The organism is Maribacter hydrothermalis (assembly GCF_001913155.1).
GTDB classification, from domain to species: domain Bacteria; phylum Bacteroidota; class Bacteroidia; order Flavobacteriales; family Flavobacteriaceae; genus Maribacter; species Maribacter hydrothermalis.
Window position 1 is genome coordinate 2,091,353 of sequence record NZ_CP018760.1, and the last position, 19,853, is coordinate 2,111,205.

The 19,853-nt window shown below is 34.0% G+C and carries 21 protein-coding genes; 14 read left to right on the forward strand and 7 right to left on the reverse strand.

Features of this window, described 5'->3' with window-relative positions; genetic code table 11:
- From BTR34_RS08945 to BTR34_RS09000, 12 genes are all read left to right on the forward strand, one after another.
- Entirely contained in the window at positions 1–1,344 is a 1,344-nt protein-coding gene (locus tag BTR34_RS08945) for a hypothetical protein (protein ID WP_068480360.1), read from the forward strand.
- A 123-nt stretch (positions 1,345–1,467) separates the two neighbouring features.
- Positions 1,468–1,797, forward strand: a complete 330-nt coding sequence (locus tag BTR34_RS08950) for a HesB/IscA family protein (RefSeq protein ID WP_068480363.1) — start codon at positions 1,468–1,470, stop codon at positions 1,795–1,797.
- Positions 1,798–1,879: 82 nt separating this feature from the next.
- The gene (gene sufB / locus BTR34_RS08955; protein WP_068480366.1) at positions 1,880–3,325 is read left to right on the forward strand and encodes a Fe-S cluster assembly protein SufB; all 1,446 of its coding nucleotides are present in this window, start codon (positions 1,880–1,882) and stop codon (positions 3,323–3,325) included.
- Positions 3,326–3,338: 13 nt separating this feature from the next.
- Positions 3,339–4,217 (forward strand): N-acyl homoserine lactonase family protein, encoded by an 879-nt coding sequence (locus BTR34_RS08960; RefSeq protein WP_235843149.1) that lies wholly within the window; start codon positions 3,339–3,341, stop codon positions 4,215–4,217.
- 6 nt (positions 4,218–4,223) lie between these two features.
- On the forward strand, positions 4,224–4,976 hold the full coding sequence (gene sufC / locus BTR34_RS08965; protein ID WP_068480369.1) for a Fe-S cluster assembly ATPase SufC: 753 nt from the start codon (positions 4,224–4,226) through the stop codon (positions 4,974–4,976).
- 78 nt (positions 4,977–5,054) lie between these two features.
- Positions 5,055–6,371 carry a Fe-S cluster assembly protein SufD gene (sufD, locus tag BTR34_RS08970; protein ID WP_068480372.1) on the forward strand — a complete coding sequence of 439 codons (1,317 nt, stop codon included), beginning with the start codon at positions 5,055–5,057 and terminating at the stop codon, positions 6,369–6,371.
- A 122-nt stretch (positions 6,372–6,493) separates the two neighbouring features.
- Entirely contained in the window at positions 6,494–7,114 is a 621-nt protein-coding gene (locus BTR34_RS08975) for an outer membrane protein (RefSeq protein WP_068480375.1), read from the forward strand.
- A 91-nt stretch (positions 7,115–7,205) separates the two neighbouring features.
- Complete coding sequence (locus BTR34_RS08980) at positions 7,206–8,420, forward strand: aminotransferase class V-fold PLP-dependent enzyme (RefSeq protein ID WP_068480378.1); 1,215 nt, start codon at positions 7,206–7,208, stop codon at positions 8,418–8,420.
- Between the two features lie 73 nt (positions 8,421–8,493).
- A complete protein-coding gene (locus BTR34_RS08985; RefSeq protein ID WP_068480381.1) occupies positions 8,494–8,919 on the forward strand; it encodes a SufE family protein in 426 nt (141 codons plus the stop codon).
- A 4-nt stretch (positions 8,920–8,923) separates the two neighbouring features.
- A complete protein-coding gene (locus BTR34_RS08990; RefSeq protein ID WP_068480384.1) occupies positions 8,924–9,256 on the forward strand; it encodes an SUF system Fe-S cluster assembly protein in 333 nt (110 codons plus the stop codon).
- Between the two features lie 33 nt (positions 9,257–9,289).
- Positions 9,290–9,796: a DUF2480 family protein gene (locus BTR34_RS08995; RefSeq protein WP_068480388.1), complete on the forward strand. Its 507-nt coding sequence runs from the start codon at positions 9,290–9,292 to the stop codon at positions 9,794–9,796.
- Between the two features lie 72 nt (positions 9,797–9,868).
- The gene (locus BTR34_RS09000) at positions 9,869–10,798 is read left to right on the forward strand and encodes a DUF3078 domain-containing protein (RefSeq protein WP_068480390.1); all 930 of its coding nucleotides are present in this window, start codon (positions 9,869–9,871) and stop codon (positions 10,796–10,798) included.
- Between the two features lie 282 nt (positions 10,799–11,080).
- On the opposite strand, the gene hflX is transcribed toward BTR34_RS09000, so the two are convergent.
- Positions 11,081–12,292, reverse strand: a complete 1,212-nt coding sequence (gene hflX / locus BTR34_RS09005) for a GTPase HflX (protein WP_068480393.1) — start codon at positions 12,290–12,292, stop codon at positions 11,081–11,083.
- A 76-nt stretch (positions 12,293–12,368) separates the two neighbouring features.
- On the opposite strand from hflX, the gene BTR34_RS09010 reads away from it, so the two are divergent.
- A complete protein-coding gene (locus BTR34_RS09010; RefSeq protein ID WP_068480396.1) occupies positions 12,369–13,346 on the forward strand; it encodes an endonuclease/exonuclease/phosphatase family protein in 978 nt (325 codons plus the stop codon).
- Positions 13,347–13,511: 165 nt separating this feature from the next.
- The gene (locus BTR34_RS09015) at positions 13,512–15,713 is read left to right on the forward strand and encodes a S8 family serine peptidase (RefSeq protein ID WP_068480399.1); all 2,202 of its coding nucleotides are present in this window, start codon (positions 13,512–13,514) and stop codon (positions 15,711–15,713) included.
- Between the two features lie 5 nt (positions 15,714–15,718).
- Here BTR34_RS09015 and BTR34_RS09020 read toward each other — a convergent pair whose 3' ends face one another.
- From BTR34_RS09020 to BTR34_RS09045, 6 genes are all read right to left on the reverse strand, one after another.
- On the reverse strand, positions 15,719–16,228 hold the full coding sequence (locus BTR34_RS09020) for a DUF3124 domain-containing protein (RefSeq protein WP_068480402.1): 510 nt from the start codon (positions 16,226–16,228) through the stop codon (positions 15,719–15,721).
- Positions 16,229–16,333: 105 nt separating this feature from the next.
- Positions 16,334–17,059 carry a 3'-5' exonuclease gene (locus BTR34_RS09025; RefSeq protein ID WP_068480405.1) on the reverse strand — a complete coding sequence of 242 codons (726 nt, stop codon included), beginning with the start codon at positions 17,057–17,059 and terminating at the stop codon, positions 16,334–16,336.
- 106 nt (positions 17,060–17,165) lie between these two features.
- Positions 17,166–18,608 carry an ATP-binding protein gene (locus BTR34_RS09030; RefSeq protein ID WP_068480408.1) on the reverse strand — a complete coding sequence of 481 codons (1,443 nt, stop codon included), beginning with the start codon at positions 18,606–18,608 and terminating at the stop codon, positions 17,166–17,168.
- A gap of 240 nt (positions 18,609–18,848) precedes the next feature.
- Positions 18,849–19,226 (reverse strand): DUF2200 domain-containing protein, encoded by a 378-nt coding sequence (locus tag BTR34_RS09035; RefSeq protein ID WP_068480411.1) that lies wholly within the window; start codon positions 19,224–19,226, stop codon positions 18,849–18,851.
- 62 nt (positions 19,227–19,288) lie between these two features.
- Positions 19,289–19,564 (reverse strand): hypothetical protein, encoded by a 276-nt coding sequence (locus BTR34_RS09040; RefSeq protein ID WP_068480414.1) that lies wholly within the window; start codon positions 19,562–19,564, stop codon positions 19,289–19,291.
- Positions 19,533–19,814: a hypothetical protein gene (locus tag BTR34_RS09045; protein ID WP_068480417.1), complete on the reverse strand. Its 282-nt coding sequence runs from the start codon at positions 19,812–19,814 to the stop codon at positions 19,533–19,535. The genes BTR34_RS09040 and BTR34_RS09045 overlap by 32 nt, the downstream gene beginning before the upstream one ends.
- Between the last annotated feature and the right edge of the window lie 39 nt (positions 19,815–19,853).

The following is a 19,853-nucleotide window of genomic DNA, read 5'->3' on the forward strand; positions in this document are numbered from 1 at the left end:
ATGCGAAATATACTTCTAGTACTACTTTTTTGTATTCTCTTTTCGTGTGCAAAAGAAGATGCTGAAGTGGTTATGGAAGGTTTGGGCACCGAATTTAAAGGCGAATTAGATTGGATAAAGAATTTTGGAGGTAACCAGGATGACAGCGCACAAGCTATAATCAAAACTATTGATGGTGGTTATGCAATTTTAGGCTATACCGGTAGTATTAACGGGGATGTGTTAACAAAAAATGAAGAAGAAAATGACTACTGGTTATTGAAATTAGACAAGGATTTTAATTTAAAATGGAATAAAACCTACGGTGGCAGTAAAGATGATATTGGACAAAGTTTAGCACAAACAAGCGACGGTGGATATATATTAACGGGTTATGCCATGAGTAGTGACGGCGATGCTACAAATAATGAAGGCTTTCATGACAATTGGATTTTAAAATTAAATGCTCAAGGCGTGTTGGAATGGGAAAGTAGTTATGGTTTTTCGGGACATGACCATTCGTACGACATTATTGAAGCAACACAAGGAGGTTATTTTTTCACAGGTTTTCTGGACATTACTTCTGCAAGGGCAGATGGGAACACTGAAAAGGGTAATTCATTAACAAGTCATGGAGTAGGAGAATTTTGGGGTACAAAAATTGATGAAGACGGTAAAGTACAATGGCGAGGCTATTTTGGAGGAACCAATAATGACAGGGCCCACAGTGTGGTTCAAACAAATGATGGAGGTTATGTAATGGCAGGCTTTACTGAAAGTAACGATTTTGACATTAGTAATACCAATGGAAGTTATGATTTTTGGGTAGTAAAAGTAGATACTTTTGGTAATTTACTCTGGGAACAATCATATGGTGGTGAAGGTATTGAAGTATCTTATGATATTGCTAAAACAGCGGATAATGGTTTTGTTGTAGTAGGGAATACTTTTAGTACAAATGGGGATATTTTACTAAACCATGGAGGGTCTGATATGTGGATGATAAAACTAGATGAGGATGGTAATTTAATTTGGGAACAAACCTACGGCGGTAGTCAATTCGATTTGGCGCAAGCTGTTGTTCAAAGCAAAGATGGAGGTTTCTTAATTACTGGTAATACAAAAAGTGATGATAAGTTCAGCACTATAAATTATGGTGAAAACGATATTTGGGTGGTGAAAACTAACTCATTCGGCACCTTAGTTTGGCAAAAATCTTTTGGTGGATCAGGTTTAGATTTTGGACACGACCTACTCGAAAATGCAGACGGAAGCATCGTCGTAATTGGGGAATCTACAAGTACAGACTTTCAAACCTTGACTTCTAAAGGAAAAGCAGATTTAATTCTTCTAAAGATTAAATAATAAGACTTATTACAGGAATAGTATTTCTCTATCAATGTATACGTTATAATAATGTTAGGTTCCATGGTAAAAACCTACTTATGACGTATATTTGTAAACTATTTAGATTAAATCTAGTTAATTATGATTCAAGTATCAGAAACGGCCAAACAGAAAGTCATCAACCTAATGACAGAAGAAGGTTTTGATGCCACAACGGATTATGTGCGTGTTGGAGTTAAAAGCGGAGGCTGTAGTGGGTTGTCTTATGAACTAAACTTTGATAATAAAAAAGATGATGCAGACAAGGTTTTTGAAGACAATAACGTACGAATTATTGTAGACAAAAAGAGCTTTTTGTATTTAGTAGGTACGGTTTTAGAATACTCTGGCGGACTTAACGGAAAGGGATTTGTTTTTAATAATCCAAATGCCCAAAGAACGTGTGGTTGCGGTGAGAGTTTTTCATTGTAAAAATTAAGTGAAGTTTTAAATATGTAAAGGGCTGTTTGAGTATTTTTTAACTCATTTGCTTTTTACTTTTTAACTATAACATATGGCATATACAGAAGAAGAATTAAAGAAAGAACTGGAAACCAAGGAGTATGAATATGGTTTTTATACAGATATAGAATCGGATACATTTCCAATTGGCTTAACCGAGGAAATTGTTATCGCCATATCCAAGAAAAAAGAAGAACCAGAGTGGATGACACTTTGGCGTTTAGAGGCTTTTAAAATTTGGAAAAATATGGAAGAGCCTACTTGGGCAAACGTACATTATGAAAAACCAGATTTCCAGAAAATCAGTTATTATTCTGCACCAAAATCTGCAGATCCTAATAAAACGTTGGATGATGTAGACCCAGATTTGTTAGAAATGTATCGTAAACTGGGCATTTCAATTGATGAGCAAAAGAAACTGCAAAACGTAGCAGTTGATATTGTTGTCGATTCAGTTTCAGTGGCAACTACTTTCAAAAAAACTTTAGCAGAAAAAGGAATTATTTTTATGCCTATTTCCGAAGCTATAAAGGAGCACCCGGAATTGGTGAAAAAGTATATGGGTACAGTAGTACCAAAGACCGATAATTTTTACGCTGCTTTAAATTCAGCCGTGTTTACAGATGGATCTTTTTGCTATATCCCAAAAGGGGTACGTTGCCCAATGGAACTTTCTACCTACTTTAGAATCAATCAGGCTGGTACAGGTCAGTTTGAGCGTACATTGCTTATTGCCGATGAAGACAGTTATGTTAGTTATTTAGAAGGGTGTACTGCTCCATCAAGAGATGAAAATCAATTGCATGCAGCCGTGGTAGAGCTCATAGCTTTAGATGGTGCGGAAATAAAATATTCTACCGTTCAAAACTGGTTCCCGGGCGGTAAAGATGGTAAAGGTGGTGTTTATAACTTCGTTACTAAAAGAGCCATTTGCGAAAAGAACGCTAAAGTGTCTTGGACACAAGTTGAAACGGGTTCGGCAGTAACATGGAAATATCCTTCTTGTATTTTAAAAGGAGATAATTCCATAGGTGAATTTTATTCTATTGCGGTAACAAATAATTATCAACAAGCAGATACAGGTACTAAAATGGTTCATCTTGGTAAGAATACTAAAAGTACTATTATTTCTAAAGGTATATCTGCAGGTAAATCGCAAAATAGTTATCGTGGTTTGGTACAGGTAAATAGTCGTGCCGAAAATGCCCGTAACTTCTCTCAATGCGATTCATTGTTAATGGGTAATGAATGTGGTGCACATACCTTTCCTTACATAGAAGCGAAGAATAAAAGTGCTATGATAGAGCATGAGGCGACCACTAGTAAAATAGGGGAAGACCAAATTTTCTATTGTAACCAAAGAGGTATACCTACGGAAAAAGCAATTGCATTAATTGTAAATGGTTTTAGTAAAGAAGTACTCAATAAATTACCAATGGAATTTGCAGTAGAAGCGCAAAAATTATTGGAAATTAGTTTAGAGGGTTCTGTTGGTTAAACAAATCATTAAAATGATGATAAAAAACGTATTAATCATAACAGTTCTTTTTGCAGCATTTAGTTGTAAGGAAAACAAAAAGGAATCTAAAGATTCATCGGCTGCCATAGAGGTGGTAAAGCCAGAAGTAAAACTGTACACTTTTGATGGTGGTACGGTGATGGTTAATAATTTAGAATTATTTTCTCAGGATACAACCTATCAAGGACAAACAAAAGAATTTGCTGATCCTTTTTATGTTATTAGTCACCCGAAAGGAAATTTAATGTGGGATGCAGGTTTACCTGAAGGTTTAATTGCAATGGGAGAACCTTATACTGAACCTAGTGGTTCATTTACGGTATCTAGAAAAGACTCTGTTGTAAATCAATTGAAAAGCATAGGAATGTCTCCAGCCGATATTAAATATATTGCTTTGTCTCATACTCATTTTGATCATAGCGGTCATGCAAATGTTTTTAAAGATGCAACATGGCTGGTTCAAAAAAACGAATATGATTTTATTACTAGTGAAGAAGCACAGAAGAATAATGCTGATTTGTACAACGCAATAAAAGAATTGACCGTAACGGAACAACTCAACGGAGAACATGATGTTTTTGGAGATGGCACGGTAATTATCAAGTCTATGCCGGGACATACACCTGGGCATCAAGTGTTGTATTTAGATTTAGCTGAAACTGGATCCGTATTACTAACCGGGGATTTGTATCATTTATATGAAAATAGGGAGAACAGAGGTGTTCCTATTTTTAATTTTAATGTGGAACAAACATTAAATAGTATGACTGAATTCGAAGCATTAGCGAAAGAAAACAATGCTAGGGTTATCATGCAACATTCAAAAGAAGATTTTAATAAAATGCCTAAGGCACCAGAATATTTAAAGTAACATATTATGTTGAAAATTAAAGATCTACATGCTAGCGTAGAGGATAAAGAAATATTAAGAGGAATTAACCTTGAAATAAAAGCGGGTGAAGTACATGCAATAATGGGCCCTAACGGTTCGGGTAAAAGTACATTAGCTTCTGTTATTGCTGGTAATGAAAATTTTGAGGTTACAAAAGGCTCAATAGAATTGAGTGGTGAAAACTTAGAAGATGTTTCTCCTGAAGAAAGAGCACATAAAGGCGTTTTTCTATCTTTTCAATACCCCGTTGAAATACCTGGTGTTTCTGTAACCAATTTTATGAAAACAGCAATTAACGAATCGCGTAAGGCTAGAGGTTTGGAAGATATGCCTGCAAAGGATATGTTGAAATTGATTCGTGAAAAATCTGAATTATTGGAAATTGACCGAAAGTTCTTATCTAGATCATTGAATGAAGGTTTTTCTGGTGGCGAGAAAAAACGTAACGAGATTTTTCAAATGGCAATGCTAGAACCTAAAGTTGCTATTTTAGATGAAACTGATTCTGGTTTGGATATTGACGCTTTACGAATTGTTGCTGGTGGAGTAAATAAATTGAAAAGTAAAGACAATGCTGTTATCTTAATTACGCACTACCAACGTTTATTGGAGTATATAGTTCCTGATTTTGTACATGTTTTACATAACGGTAAAATTGTAAAATCTGGCGGTAAAGAACTTGCTTTAGAACTTGAAGAAAAAGGATACGACTGGTTAAAGCAAGAAGCAGCGGTGTAATTAAGTATACAGTATTCAGTGGCGGTAATCAAAGATTATAATTGCCAACTGTAACTGTAAATGAGCAACTGAAAAATTATGGATTTAAAAGATAAATTGATTTCCTCTTTTATGGCGTTTGAGAACAACGTGGATGTTGAGCATCCGGTACACGATGTTCGTACAGCGGCTATAAAAAACTTTGAGGAAAAAGGGTTTCCTTCTAAAAAGGAAGAAGCTTGGAAATACACATCATTAAATAGCTTACAGAAAATAGACTTTAGCATTTTTCCAAAACAGGAAAATGCATTGGAATATAAAGATGTAAAACGCTATTTTCTTCACGAAATTGATTCGTATAAAATTGTTTTCGTTGATGGCATTTATAGTTCTTACTTATCTGAAACTACACACGATGGGGTAGACATTTGCTTAATGAGTTCGGCGTTGACAAAACCTATGTACAAGCAGGTTATCGATGTATATTTTAATAAAATAGCATCTAAAGAGGAGTCGTTAACTACATTGAACACTGCGTTCAGTAGAGAAGGGGCATACATCTATATCCCAAAGAATAAAATGCCTAAAAAACCTATTGAGATTTTGCATTTCTCTACAGGGAACGAGGCATCACTTTTATTGCAACCAAGAAATTTAATCGTTGTTGAAGAAAATGCCGAGGTTCAAATTATTGAACGTCACCAAAGTTTAACATCTAACGAAGTACTTACGAATGCCGTAACTGAAATATTCGCGGCTAAAAGTGCTATTGTTGATTTTTATAAAATTCAGAATGATGCTCCTACAGCATCGTTGATCGATAATACCTATATAGACCAAAAAGACAAGAGTCTTGTTAAGGTACATACCTTTTCTTTTGGGGGTAAATTAACGCGTAATAACCTTAATTTCTATCAAAATGGGGAGTATGTAGATTCTACCATGAAAGGCGTGACTATTTTAGGTGAAAAACAACATGTAGATCACCATACTTTAGTGCATCATATTGAGCCTAATTGCGAAAGTCACCAAGATTATAAAGGAATTTATGGTGATGCCTCTACAGGTGTTTTTAATGGTAAGATTATTGTAGATAAAATTGCTCAGAAGACAAATGCTTTTCAGCAGAACAATAACATTTTAATTAGTGATAAAGCAAGCATTAATACAAAGCCGCAATTAGAAATTTTTGCCGATGATGTAAAATGTTCTCACGGTTGTACTATAGGTCAGTTAGATGAAGATGCCCTTTTCTATTTACAGACCAGAGGTATTCCACAGAAAGAAGCAAGAGCCTTATTAATGTATGCCTTTGCAAATAATGTGTTGTCTTCGGTACGTATTCCAGAACTAAAGACTAGAATAAATAAATTGATTGCTAAGAAACTAGGGGTGAACCTTGGGTTCGATTTGTAGAGATTTTCATTATTTTATTCAATAAAAATTAACGGTTCGTTAGGTTATTCTTAACGAACCGTTGTATTTTCTTACGCCAGTATAATCTATTTTAGCGCGGTTAATTCCTAACTATAATACATATGAAAAAAGTTATTCTTGTCTCTTTTTTAGTTTTCACTTCTTTAATAATGCATGCTCAAGACCAGAAATGGAGTATTGAGGCTAATTATCCTTTAAATGTTTCAGACAATCTAAGTTTTGGTGAATTGAATGGTGTTGTAGATTTTGGTATTAAATATCGATTTGTTCAGTTAGGTGCCGTAAATATAGGCGCTGGTCTTAATGCTGCATTTTTAAAAAACCATGATGAATGGACTGCTGGTAGTCAAGAGGATGTTGATGTGGTAAATGATTATAAGATGAAAAAGCTTTTAATTCAACCGAAAGTGTTTGCTGAGTTGGCAATACCTGGGTTTACGAAACTTAAACCTCAAATTGCGTTGGGTTATACTATAGTTAATGATGATTATTATTATAAAAGCGGCAGTAATACTGAAGTTGATGATAATTCTACCGATGGTGGGTTAAACTTGAATTTAGGTCTGTCATATGATATTTCTAAAAGGTTCTTCCTTCAAATTCAATATGATTACATCAATATAAATAAAAAAGGAGATACTGTTATTAATGGCGAGACTTTGCGCTATGATTATAATGATAACGGAAGTCTAATAAAAGCCGGTGTCGGGTTTCGTTTTTAATTCCCATTAAACACAGATTATCACAAAAGGATAAGTACAATACCCGATATGTTTTCATTATCGGGTATCTTTGTATATAAGAAGATTGACTATGTTAGATATTAAAAAAATAAGAGCAGATTTTCCAATTCTTAAGCGCGAGGTAAATGGTAAACCATTGGTCTATTTAGACAATGCCGCTACTTCGCAAACTCCACAGCAGGTTATAGATGCAATAGTAGATTACTATCAGAACTACAATGCCAATATTCACCGTGGGGTTCATACGCTTTCACAAGAAGCGACCGATAAATATGAGCAGGCAAGAATAAAGATTCAAAAGCATTTTAACGCGGCTAAATCTTACGAGATTATTTATACATCGGGGACTACGCATAGTATAAACCTTGTTGCAAACGGATTCTCTGAATTGATTAAAAAAGGAGATGAGGTTTTGGTTTCTGCAATGGAGCATCATTCTAATATTGTCCCTTGGCAAATGCTTTGTGAAAGAACCGGTGCGGTTTTAAAAGTAATCCCAATGAACCAAGATGGCGAATTACGCATGGATGCTTATAATGAGCTTCTTAACGATAAAACAAAATTGGTTTTCTGTAACCATATTTCTAATGCTTTAGGGACTATTAATCCAATTGAAGAAATAATTGAAAAGGCTCATAAAGTTGGTGCAGCGGTATTAATTGATGGCGCTCAGGCAGCTCCGCATTTGGTAGCAGATGTACAGGCATTAGATGTTGATTTTTATACCTGCTCCGCCCACAAAATATGTGGACCAACAGGTGTTGGTATGTTATATGGTAAAGAAGAGTGGTTGAATCAATTACCACCGTACCAAGGTGGTGGCGAAATGATTGCCGAAGTAACTTTCGAGAAAACTACCTATGCAGACCTACCTCATAAATTTGAAGCAGGGACACCTAATATCTGTGGCGGTATCGCTTTCGGAGCGGCATTAGATTACATGAATGGTATTGGCTTTAATGAAATTGCTAAATATGAGCATGAGTTGCTTGATTATGCTACGCAGGAATTATTAAAGATAGACGGATTAAAAATTTACGGGACTGCAAAAAATAAGACTTCTGTTATTTCATTTAATATCGAAGGTATTCACCCGTATGATATGGGCAGTATTTTAGATAAATTAGGTATTGCGGTGCGTACAGGACACCATTGTGCACAGCCTATTATGGACTTCTTTAAAATACCCGGCACCGTGCGTGCTAGTTTTGCTTTTTATAATACTAGAGAAGAAGTAGATGTGCTTATCGCTGGTGTGTTAAAAGCGAAAAGTATGTTGTTGTAATACATTGTTTAACAAGTAATGTTAAGGTTTGAAATCCTTCAATTGTTATCGTATTTTTGCATAAAATAATGTAATGGAAATTAAAGAGATACAAGAAGAGATTATAGACGAATTTTCCATGTTCGATGATTGGATGCAGCGATATGAGTATATGATTGAATTAGGAAAATCGCTACCATTGATCAAAGAAGAATTTAAGACCGATAATAACATCATTAAAGGTTGTCAAAGCAAGGTTTGGGTACATGCTGAATTAGAAGATAACAAATTGGTTTTTACGGCAGATAGCGATGCTATTATTACCAAAGGTATTATTGCAATTCTAATACGTGCTTTTAGTAACCAGAAACCACAAGATATTTTAGATGCGGATACGCAATTTATTGATGAAATTGGCCTAAAAGAGCATTTGTCGCCTACACGGGCAAACGGTTTGGTTAGTATGATCAAACAATTAAAGTTATACGCAGTAGCGTATCAAACACAAATTGAAGAATAAGATTATGAGTAATGAAAATATAGCTGAAGACAGCGCAGAATTAGGAGAGAAAATCGTTAAGATTTTAAAGACCATATATGACCCAGAAATTCCTGTAGATATTTATGAATTAGGCTTGATCTATGACGTTTTGGTGAATGAAGATAATGAAGTAAAGATCTTAATGACACTTACCTCACCTAACTGTCCTGTAGCTGAGAGTTTACCGGCAGAAGTAGAAGAAAAAGTGAAGTCGCTAGATGCCATTAAAGATGCTGAGGTAGAAATTACTTTTGATCCTCCTTGGACACAGGACTTAATGAGCGAAGAAGCAAAATTAGAATTGGGACTTCTTTAAAAACTATTCCATTTCGATTTAAAAGATGCTTGTATGCAAGATGAAATCGTAAATAAAGTTGCCCAGAGCAAACTAATTACTTTTAACCTTGAGGATTATTATCCCAAAGGGAACAGAATGGTTTTGGATATTAAAGATTGGCTGTTTGAAGGTTTTATTTTAAGGGAAAAAGAATTTAGAAACTATGTAGATGAACATGATTGGTCTCAGTATAAAGATGCCTATGTTGCCATGCAATGTTCTACCGATGCTATTGTGCCAGGTTGGGCTTATTTATTGTTAAGTGTAAAGCTTAGCGGTATTGCAAAAAAGGCAATTCAAGGAACTTTAGTGGATTTAGAAACAAGTAGTTATCAATCTATTATTGAAAATATCGATGTTGCTGAGTATCAAGACAAATTAATAATTATTAAAGGATGCAGTAAAAAACCTGTGCCTTCTAACGCTTATCTGTTTCTCGCTGAGCGTTTAAAACCTGTTGCAAAGTCCATTATGTATGGTGAGGCATGCTCTTCTGTGCCGTTATATAAAAGAAAATAACAAATTCCTATTTATAGAATTTGTCAAGTATCCTTACCTTTGCAGCGCTATAAACTATAAACATTAAAAATTATGAAAAAAATTGTTTTAACACTTGCCCTTGCTTTTGTTGCAACTGTTGGTTTTTCTCAAACAGAAGAGGAGCTTAAAGGTCAATTAGGTGCAGTTAAAGATTCTATCGCTGCTATTCAAGGTAGAGCTGATGCTATTCAAGGTAAAATTGATGCATTACCAGGGTGGAAAAAAGGAGCTTTTGGTACAATAGGTGTTAACCTTAGCAGCTTTAATAATTGGTACGGGCAAGGCACACCAGATGTATCTTCGGGTAATATTGGTGTAACAGTAAATGCATTTGCAAATTTAACAGAAGAGAAGTTCTTTTGGAGAAACTCGGGTAATGTCAACTTAGGGTGGGTAAAATTCGATGATAAGAATGATGCAACCGATGATGATAGCTTTAGACAAGGAACGGATGTTTTCAATATAACTTCACTTTACGGAAGAAAGTTAAATGAAAAATTCGCAATTTCTGGTTTAGGAGAATACCGTACTACGCTTTTAAATAACTTCAATGATCCTGGATATTTAGATTTAGGGGTTGGTGCTACTTGGACACCAATTACAGATTTAGTAGTGGTTATACATCCTTTAAACTACAACTTTGTATTTAGTAATAACGATGCTGTTTTCGAATCTTCTTTGGGAGCTAAAATTGTTGCTGATTATACAAAGAAAATTGGTGCCGTAAATTTTAAAACTAACCTTTCTATGTTTCAAAGTTATAAGAGCGGAGACCTTTCTAACTTCACCTGGATCAACTCTTTTGGTTATACCTTATGGAATGGTATAGGTTTAGGGTTTGAGTTTGGTTTACGTGATAACAAGCAAGAGGCTTTAAATTACGCTTTAACTGGTCCGACACCAACACCAACAGCTACTTTTGACAATATAGATAATAAATTACAGACCTATTTCTTAGTAGGTCTTAACTATGCATTTTAATGTATAAGGATTAAAATAAATACCATTCTTATAAAAAAAAGAGCCCTCTATTTAGAGGGCTCTTTTCGGTTAAGTAGTATCGTAAAATTTGGGGTTTTACTTTTAATTTTTAAAAGAAAAATATTGATTTGGGGTCAATATTTTTACTTGAACACTTTGTAAAATTAGAGCAAAGGATTTGTTGATGATAATTTATGTTGTGAACCCAACTTAAAATGTGGTGAGATTTATTAATGGTTTAATTTCATCGATGAACTGCACTAATTGCATTATAGTTGGAAATTAATATTCGTCCAAATGCTCAGGATACAGAAAATTATTATAGGGAAATCGAGTAATATGGATATCTCTTACTTCGTCATAAACACGCTTTCTAAATTCATCTAAATTTTCCTTATTTAAAGCTGATATGAAAATTGCTCTATCGCCAACCTTTTCCATCCATGTTTTTTTCCAGTCACTTATGGTAAAATGTCTTCCTGTACGTTCGGTAGTTAAATCATCTTCGTCAATAGTTTCATGTTCATATTGGTCGATCTTATTAAAGACCATAATTATTTTCTTATCCGAACTTTTAATTTCTGATAAAATTTTGTTTACAGACGCTATATGCTCTTCAAACTGTGGATGCGAAATATCTACAATGTGAAGCAATAAATCGGCTTCACGAACTTCATCTAAAGTACTTTTAAAGCTCTCAACTAACTGCGTTGGTAGTTTTCTTATAAATCCTACTGTATCACTTAAAAGAAATGGTAAGTTGCCTATAACTACTTTTCTAACCGTTGTGTCCAATGTGGCAAACAGCTTATTCTCCGCAAATACATCACTTTTACTGATAACGTTCATTAAGGTAGATTTACCTACATTGGTATACCCAACCAAAGCAACTCTTACCAAAGCACCGCGGTTACCTCTTTGGGTTTCCATTTGGCGATCAATCTTGGTCAGCTTCTTTTTTAATAAAGTAATTCGGTCACGAACAATACGCCTATCCGTTTCAATTTCTGTTTCACCAGGTCCGCGCATGCCAATACCCCCCTTTTGGCGCTCTAAGTGCGTCCAAAGGCCTGTTAGTCTTGGCAGTAAATATTCGTATTGCGCAAGTTCTACCTGAGTTCTTGCATAGCTCGTTTGCGCTCGTTGAGCAAAAATGTCCAATATTAAACTGGTGCGGTCAATTATTTTACAACGTAATTGCTTTTCAATATTGCGTTGTTGACCAGGGGTAAGTTCGTCATCAAAAATTACGGAGCCAATTTCATGTTCTTCGACATATTTTTCTATTTCCTCCATTTTCCCTGTACCTATTAAGGTTTTAGGGTTGGGGATATCCATACGTTGAGTAAACCGCTTTATTACTTCTCCGCCAGCAGTATAGGTAAGGAACTCTAGTTCATCTAAATATTCCGAAACCTTTTCTTCATTTTGTTCTTTATTGATTACACCAATAAGAACTGCTTTTTCATAATCTATACTTTTCTTTTCTATCATAAATATTGTAAAGTGCAAAATTAAGCAATTACCGATAAGCTATTTCGTATTTTTATTGACCCATTTAAAATGTTACATGCGAATACCATTCTTTAAAAAAAAATCAAAAAAACAGAAATATACGGTTGCGTTCTACAATTTAGAAAATCTATTTGACCCAGAACGGAATTCAAAAATATTAGATAAAGATTATACTCCTAATGGGGCAAAAAAATGGACGGTAGAAAAATATCGTCGTAAATTATCTAAACTGGCTAAAACTTTGGTAAATATTGGAGAAGCAGATCATCCTTACCCTCCCGCTTTAATTGGAGTTGCAGAGGCGGAAAATAATAGTGTTCTAGATGCATTGTTAAATACTGGATCTATGAAGGATATAGATTATGGGTTTATTCATTTCGATTCTCCAGATGAACGGGGAATTGATACAGGACTTATTTATCGTAAACGCTTTTTTAATGTATTACATTCGGAACCACTGGCATTACTTGTAAATAATGAAGCAGGGATAAGAGACACGACTAGGGATATCTTATATGTAAAAGGGGAGCTCAATAAAGAATTGGTTCATGTTTTTGTAAATCATTGGCCATCTAGAAGAGATGGTGATGTCCAAACCGAATACAAAAGGGTAATTGCAGCAAAAGAAATTATTTTAAAAATAGATACTATTAAGTTAGAAGAACTGGACCCTAACATTATTATTATGGGGGACTTTAACGATGACCCCAGTTCAAAGAGTATACAAACATTAAAAGAAGGAGCAAACTTGTTTAATCCTATGGAGACTTTACATATTCCGGAAAGTAAAGGAACATCGGTTTATGGAGGAAAGTGGAATATGTTTGACCAAGTTTTAGTGTCAAATTCGTTTTTAAATTATGAAAAAAATACCCATAGTTTAGATTCTGCGGCAATCTATGATCATAAATCATTAATGGAAAAAAAGGGCAAATATAAAGGTACGCCGTATAGAACTTTTGTATCAGATAGATATATGGGTGGTTATAGCGATCATTTTCCCGTCTATGCTATGTTTACATTTAATTCTTGATACCTAGAAAAAAGAAAGAAAAAACTTACACAACAAAAATTGATGTTTTCACAACAGCTTCGCCGCAACATCTAGGTAATTCATCGAATAAATATGTTCCTTAATCGAAAATAACTTTTGGTTTTTATATTTGTAGTCCAAATCTTACAATATTAAAACCTAATTATGAATACCAAAAAATCTACCTACAGTGCAAGTAGTATTCTAATATTACTTTTTTTAGTATTCTCAGTAGTTGCGAACCTTAACGGACAAACTACACAGCAACGATTAAAAATAGCTTCAAACAACAAGAGTGTGGAGTTGGCTAATTTTAAAACTAATTTGGTTTCTGAGTTTGCTCTTGAAAGAACGCAACTTAATGCGGCAGCGAAACTGAACAACTGGAAAATTAAAGAAACGCTTGCCAATGGTAAAAAAATAGAATTACAGGCCATAGGCGAAGATGGTAGTCCTTTATATTACGAGACGTATTCGGATGAAGCTGGTTTTGTATCTAGAGCATCTACTTTAAATACAAATGGTCTGTTGGGTCTTCATTTAGATGGGGATGGTATGCAAGTTGGTGTTTGGGATTCAGGGGTTGCCTTAGAGAATCATGTGGAATTCGCTTCTAGAATTATAAACGGGGATAATACAACAGAAATTGATCCGCACGCTACTCGTGTAACCGGAAGCATAATTTCTGCCGGTCTAAAGAAAGATGCAAAAGGTGTAGCCAGTATGGCTAAAGTCGTTTCTCACGATTGGACCAGAGATAAAATAGAAGTTACGGGGGCTGCCTCAAAAGGATTATTACTTTCTAATCATTCCTATGGTATTAAAGCGGATAGAGTACCAGACTGGTATTTTGGGGCATACACGAAAGTAGCCCAAGATTGGGACAAAATAATGTATAATGCGCCTTACTATTTAATGGTGTCTGCCGCAGGAAATGCACAAAAAAGTAGGGATAATGATTCACCTACATACGGATCAACTACTGATGGTTTTGATGTGTTGTTAGGCTTTACACTTGCTAAAAACGCAATTGTTGTGGCAGGTGCCAATTCTAATATTGATAGAAACGGAAATTTAAAGAATGCGGAGGTATCTGCTTATAGCAGTTTTGGACCTGTTGACGATGGTAGAATTAAGCCAGATATTGCAGGAAATGGTGGCTCGGTACTATCAACAGATTCATTTAGTAATACTAGTTATAATACATCTTCTGGTACTTCAATGGCTACGCCAAGTGTTACGGGTTCTTTATTATTATTACAACAGTATAATGAGCAATTATACGGGTCTTATATGAAAGCGGCTACCTTAAAAGGTTTAGCATTACATACAGCTGATGATGTTGACGCACCAGGGCCCGATTATAAAATGGGCTGGGGTATAATGAATACGATGAATGCAGCTCAGCTTATTAACACTAAAGAGTTTACAAGCCATATTGCCGAAGAATCACTAGAAAACGGAGAGGAGTTTTCTTTTGAGATAACAGCAGAAGGAAATAAGACCTTAATAGCATCGATTTCTTGGACCGATTTAGAATCTTCCTATATTAATAACGGAGAATTAAATAATACTACTGCCGCACTTGTTAATGACCTTGACATAAGAATTATACAGAATGGAAAAACATTTTTACCATGGAAATTAAATCCCGCCCAAGCTAGTAGTGCAGCAACTAAAGGGGATAATAATGTTGATCCTTTCGAAAGAATAGAAATACCTAATGCAAATGGTACGTACACTATAGTAGTAACACATAAAGGCGAGCTGGTAAACAGAGTTCAAGATTTTTCATTAATTCTTTCTGGCGTGCGTATGACGACATGCTCACTAGATGCTCCTGATGAAATTAACATAGAAGAAGCTGAAGCATCAAGCGTAAAGCTACGTTGGAATGCTTCTGAAGATGCTCTTTATGAAGTACAGTACAAAGAAGTACATGAACAAGACTGGACTACAGAATATATTTCAGTTAACAATTTTGATTGGAAAAACTTAATTCTAGACAAGACGTATTCTTTTAGACTTAGAACATTTTGTTCTCAAAATATTGCTTCGGAATACAGCGACCCAATTACTTTTACATTTATAGGTGCCGAAACGGAAGTAGAAACTTTACAAACCCTAAGTGTAGATTCTGAAATTCCTTTTAGTGTTTATCCTAACCCTGCGGTAGACGAGATTCATTTAAATGTTGAAACCAGCGATACCACAATGTATCGAATACTAAGTACAAGTGGAGTGGAATTAAAAATGGACTCTGCTACAAATTCAAAAATTAATGTGTCCGACCTTCCTACAGGATTGTATGTGTTGCAAATTCAAGATTTTGACGTTAATAAATCTGCCAAATTCTATAAATACTAGAATACCTATTTTATTCTTCTAGATATCGTAGTAAATGAAAGACCTTGTTGGCCCACTGTAGAATTCATAATGCCTTCAAATAAAGGTTCCGGACAACCTTTTGGGGTCTTCCATTCAAATATAAAATTAGACCCTGTTCCGCCAGATATATCCATTTCGTCAATAATAATTTCAGCGGTTTCTAAGGGAGCTAAATAAATGGGGTGGTTAAAGTAATTTCTTAACGAAACGCCATGCGTGTCAAAATACTCCGCTTTTAAAAGGTATATAGTATCAACATCACTAGTGTTACGTAAACTAACCATAGCGGTTAAATTATGCGTTTTATGTTCTGAACTACTGTAAATTTGAGAATAGATGGATAAATAGGACTTCCCATATTCCAAGGAATCTTTTACATTTAAAGTAATTTTCCTTTTAGACCAATTTTCAGGATTTATAGAACTAATCTCTTTTTCTTGCATACAACTCATTACTAGTGCGGCTATAGAAAATAGTAGAATAAATTTTTTCATAGGTAAGGTTTAAACAAATGTTGTTACTTTCAAATTTACATCATTCATACTGTTTCTACAGTGCTGATACTACTTTTAGTAAAGAATTATGTCGCTTTTTAAACGCTAACTCAATTTAGTTACCTTCTTTACTTCAATATCTTCTAATAAGGACTCATTTCTTAACCTTAAGTATACTTGTGCCGTAGTTAGGACATCTAATTCGCAATACTTTATAATTCTATTTAAGTCGTTATCATCATAATAAACGGCTCTTACCATACTGCCATCTATATCTTCTTTAGGAGAAGGTATACCTAGAACATGCGCCATTAGTTTAAGGGAAGTATAGTGCTTGTAATCGCCAAATTTCCATAGTTCCATGGTGTCTATATGAGGAATTTCCCACGGTTTTTTACCAAATAAGTCCAATTTATTTGGTAATGCTATGCCATGAATAATCATTCTACGTGCTATGTACGGAAAATCGAATTCCTTACCATTATGTGCACAGAGTACATGCTTTACATGGTTAAAATGCTCTTCCAATAAATCTTTAAAATCCTGTAGTAATTTTATTTCATCACCGTGAAAAGTGGTGATTCTAAAACTGCGCACCTCTTTTTGAAACGTAAAATAACCTACAGATATACAAATAATTTTACCGAATTCTGCCCAAATACCTGCGCGGTCATAAAATTCTTCAGCGCTTACTTCATCTTTTCTTTGGTATTGAGATTTATGCGCCCATAGCTCTTGAGTAGTTTTGTCTAATTGGTCAAATGAACTTTTTTCGGGTACGGTTTCAATATCTAAAAACAAGATATTTTCAAGATGTATTTTATCTGCCATAGTAAGGTAAGATACTAATAAGTAGGAAATTATGGCAATTTTAATGTAGATGAGCTTATTAAATTTTGATTAAAGATGAGTATATAACATTTGTAGTATAATAAAATTACTTGATGTTTTTCATTTTTAGTGTAATTTCTCCAATGTTATAGGCATATATAGAAGCCGGTAGAAAAGTGAATTTTAAATTTTGAATTTCTTTTAATCCTAATTGGTCAATTGATGTCACAACGGCTGATTCAAATTTATTTGTTGTACAAAATTTAATTAAACTTTTCAGCTCTTGTGGTTTATCAAAATACCTGTTACTCCATTTGATTTCTACTCCCCACACAGGTTTATAATTTTTGTCATCTACTAAAACTAAATCAACTTCACCCTCATTTCTCCCTTCTTTCCACCGAGCGTATGTTAGGTCTAACTGTTCTCTATGCATCCATTGAGACAAAATTGCTGTTTCTACCATGTTTCCCATTTCTTGGTCCGTTTCTATTATCGGAGAAAATAATGCGGTACGAAGGGATGGATTTGTTAGGTATACTTTAAAACTTGTAATTCTTTTCAATCTCTTTGCATTAACACCAACCTTGTTCAACACTTTAATTAGAAAAGCAGCTTCTAAGTATTCTAGATATTTTTTTAGTATTTCTTTTTGAATTCCACTTTCTCTGGACATTGTTTCATATGAAAATTCATTTCCAGTATTGTAAGCAATGTATGTAAAAAACCTATTTAGTTCTTGTACATCTTTTATTCCGTACAAACTGGGTAGGTCTCTGAGTAAAACTTTATCTACAATATCGTTTTTTACATATCTACCCATATCTCCTTGTATTTTTTCGTTTAAAACAACCTCTGGATATCCTCCAAAATTTAAGTAATGAATAAATTCTTTATTCAGTGCTTTGGTATCATGAGATAAGCAATATGGTATATCCTTATTTCCATATTGAATAGCACCTTCAAAGATTAAATGATTTAATTTTTTTAGATGAATGTATTCTTGAAATGTTAGTGGAGGTAGTAAGAAATCGGTAAATCTACCAGCTCCACTTTCAGTACTATGCCATTTTAAAGCTGCAGCTGCTGAACCAGAAACAATGAATTTAGTCTTTGGGTAAGTATCAACTAATACTTTTAAATGTCTTTCCCAATCTTTTAAGTATTGGATTTCATCAAAAAACACAAAGCAACCATCAAGATTTTTGAGATTTAGAGCATTGTTACAAAGTATTAATATATCATCTAAGCTTAAATTGACATAAATTGGGTTATCAATGCCAATAAAAAAGAGTTGTTGTGGATTTGTCCCTTCGTTCAGTAGGTTTTCTATACAATGAAATAACATTACTGTTTTACCAACTCTTCTTGGTCCCATTAATACCAGTGCTCTATTTATACTTCTTTCAAGTACAAATGGATAAAATAAGTCAAAGTATAATCTCTTGGACATAGAACTATAAGTACTGGGTACCTCTTTGGTAACCCACCATGGATTTTCATAACGCAAACGTTCAATGATTTTTTCCGTCGGAATAAGATTGTTCATAACTACATTTTATGCTTAAATGTACAAATTTTGTGATAATAGATATATTTAAAAATATCTATTTGTGCAATTAATGTAGATTTAAAGATTAATAAGGAAGAAAAATAATTTATTTAGTAATTAGGTTTTTTTTAAAAAAGTACATTGGTAAGCTTAATAGGATTAGCCAAGTGTGTGTTGAAATTCAGAAATTAATATTGCGAAATTTAAACATTTAAAATAATAGGTTAATCGGTGAATTTACTTCTTTTCTACCCGTAAAATCTTCTCCATTTTACGACCGTTTGCAAATTCATCTATCAGCTTTTCCATTTGTCTACATAGTTTGTAGACATCAAACTCATCTTCAATTTCTTCTATACGATAGCCACAAACAACCCCTTTAATTAGGTGTGCATTAGTATGTATTTTTGCTTCTTTAAAAAACTCCCTAAACGTTACTTTCTCTTCAAGAAGCGTTTGTAATTTGTTTTCGTTAAAGCCCGTAAACCATTCAAGTACTTGGTGGAATTCTTCTTTAGTTCTCCCGTTTTTTTCCAATCTATTCCAATAGAGAGGGTAAATAGATGCAAAAATCATATTCGCTACTTTTTCATTTTTTTCGGGAGTAACTTTCATTTTTGGTGATTATAAGTTGTATTTGTCGGTTCAGCTTAAGACTTTCTTTCTATTTTTAAACACTATTGGCTTCTTTGTTTTAAGTTAAAGATATCAATGAATTTGTGCAATTCATCTTCCATATCTGCTGTAGGAAAGTATTTTCTCATTTCAGAATCGTATTCTATCCACTTTTCTAATCCAGAATCTTTTGCAAAAGAATACATAATTTGCTCTATATCATCAGTTTCTTTTGAGATGTCGTCATCATTATCTTTATAGCTGTTAAGCATCCATTCTCCGCAATACATTATCGTTAGTAAAGTTTTATATTGTTTTTTTGTCAATTCTATTTTCATCAAATGGCTGTTTTGGGAGTTTTTTTAAATTCTTAATATATCTGGCATTATTGTACGGTTCACTAGTTTTCATTATTTGAAATAATTCAACTGAGATACATTGTCCAATCATTTGTCTAGTTTGAGAATCATCAAACTCCTGACTTCGCAATCTATCGAAAGTGGTTTTTGTTTCAGGAGGATTGTTTTCCTTGATTTGATTTTTTACTATTTCAAGAATTTGATTTCTTAATATTTCGTTTGTCTCCATAAATAGATGGTTTAGATTGTTACCCAACGTTTTTTCTGT